The organism is Paraburkholderia sp. (assembly GCF_035656215.1).
Lineage (GTDB): Bacteria > Pseudomonadota > Gammaproteobacteria > Burkholderiales > Burkholderiaceae > Paraburkholderia.
In genome coordinates this window covers 1-2,347 of the sequence record NZ_DASRSY010000237.1, presented here as the reverse complement: position 1 = coordinate 2,347, position 2,347 = coordinate 1, and the positions used below count along the sequence as shown (strand labels likewise).

Genomic DNA, 2,347 nt, shown 5'->3' with positions numbered 1-2,347 from the left:
TTGGCGAGCGCGTGCTGATCAGCGCGAAACCGCGGTCGTGCCGCGCGTAGATCAATTCATCCGACGACGGCGGCCCTTCGCACAAAATCCCAAACCAGCCAAACGGATAGACGCGTTCGAAGTCCTTGCGCAGCGCCTGCGGAATCGAAGCACGTGAGACGCCTTGCGAGCCGTCACAGCCGATCACGAAGTCGCATTGCAGTTCGCATGCTTCGCCTTCGTGACGATAGCGGATCGACGGCTTATCGGTATCGATGTCATGCAGCGATGTGTCCGTCACGCCGAAACGCAAGGCGCCATCGGCGGCTATGCGCGCGGCGACCAGGTCCTTGATGACTTCGTGCTGCGCGTAGACCATGATCGAATGGCCCGTGAGTCCGGTCAGGTCGATCCGGCGCCGCTTGCCTTCAAAAGCCAGTTCGAAACCGTGATGCAGCGCGCCTTCAGCCTTCATGCGCGCGCCGACACCTGCCTCGGTGAGCAGGTCCATCGTGCCCTGTTCGAGTACGCCGGCGCGGATAGTGGATTCGATCTGTTCGCGAGTGCGCGATTCGAGCACGACGGAGTCGATACCGCGCAGGTGAAGAAGATGGGAAAGAAGCAGGCCCGCAGGCCCGGCACCGATGATGCCAACTTGGGTTCGCATGAGTTGTCTCCTGAATGCGTTTGATTTGCACGCAGTTTGACAATCACACCCTGTATCGCGCAACGCGATATCGTGGATATGCGTTATCTAGTTTTGAGATAACAGATGTGTTTGGTCGAGCGAGTTGGCTTCACGCAAATGCGCCATACCGTTGCCCAGACAGCGCTTGCGCTCATTCGACCGATAGCCGATCGTCTGTATTGTTTTGCGCGGCCTCGAGGTAAACCCTAGGCAACTTACGGATCTCGGCGAGCAACTTCCGGCGCGCCGCGGGCTTCTCATCGCCCGCTCCAGCGACTGCTTTGAGCACATGCAGAAGCACTCGTGCCGACGCGGCAGGAAGTAGCCGCGCCTATTGCTAAGCGCCGCCTCCTGCCCATGATGCAACTCGCTCCGTTACGCGAGGAACAAGCGATAAACAGGATTCTGCGTCTCTTCCCAGTACGGATAACCCAGCGTCGTGAGAAAGCGCTCGAACCCGCTGGTCTCGCTCTCCGGCACCTGAATGCCGACCAGAATCGAACTGTAGTCCGCGCCCTGGTTGCGATAATGGAACAGGCTGATATTCCAGTTCGGCGCCATCGACGACAAAAACTTCATCAGCGCGCCCGGCCGCTCCGGAAACTCGAAACGGAACAGACGTTCGTCGTGGGCCAACGGCGAGCGGCCGCCGACCATATAGCGGATGTGCTGCTTCGACAGTTCGTCGAAGGTCAGATCGACGGTGGCAAAACCGTGCGCTTCGAATGCATCCGCGATCTGCGCCGATTCGCTGCGATTCCTGATCTGCACACCGACAAAGATATGCGCTGAATTCGCGTCCGCAATCCGGTAGTTGAACTCGGTGACGCTGCGCGTGCCCACCAGTTCGCAGAATCGGCGGAAGCTGCCGCGCTCTTCGGGGATCGTCACGGCGAACACCGCTTCACGTGCTTCACCGACTTCCGCGCGCTCGGCCACGAAACGCATACGGTCGAAATTCATGTTCGCGCCCGACGTGATCGCAATCAGCGTCTGGTTCTCGATGCCTTCGCGCTCGGCATACTGCTTCGCGCCTGCCACAGCCAGCGAGCCGGCCGGTTCCAGCACGCTGCGGGTGTCCTGGAACACGTCCTTGATCGCCGCGCACAGCGCATCCGTGTTCACGATCAGCACGTCGTCGAGATATTCGCGGCACAGGCGGAAGGTTTCCTCGCCGACCAGCTTGACTGCCGTGCCGTCCGAGAACAGCCCGACTTCATTTAACGTCACCCGTTCGCCGGCCTTTAATGAGGCCGCCATCGCGCACGAATCGTCGGTCTGCACGCCGATCACCTTGATCTCCGGGCGCACCGATTTCACGTACGCGGCGACACCTGCGGCCAGACCACCGCCGCCGATCGGCACGAAGATCGCGTGGATCGGGCCCTGATGCTGGCTGAGAATCTCCATCGCGACGGTGCCCTGACCGGCGATCACGTACGGATCGTCGAACGGGTGAACAAACGTAAGACCGCGTTCTTCCTGCAGTTTCACCGCATGTCCGTACGCATCGCTATACGACTCGCCGAACTGCACGACTTCGACCGTTGCGCCGCCATGCGCGCGCACCGCATCGACCTTCAACTGTGGCGTGGTCACCGGCACCACGATAATCGCCTTCACGCCCATGCGCGCCGCCGACAGCGCCACGCCCTGCGCGTGATTACCCGCTGACGCGGT

The 2,347-nt window shown here is 60.9% G+C and carries 2 protein-coding genes; both read right to left on the bottom strand.

The annotated features are described in order from the left end of the window. The coding region (locus tag VFE81_RS13385; protein ID WP_325045052.1) for an FAD-dependent monooxygenase at nt 1–646 on the bottom strand (646 nt) is incomplete at its 3' end. A gap of 396 nt (nt 647–1,042) precedes the next feature. After that, nucleotides 1,043–2,347, bottom strand: a 1,305-nt coding sequence (gene ilvA / locus VFE81_RS13380; protein WP_325045051.1) for a threonine ammonia-lyase, biosynthetic, incomplete at its 5' end; no start/stop codon positions are given.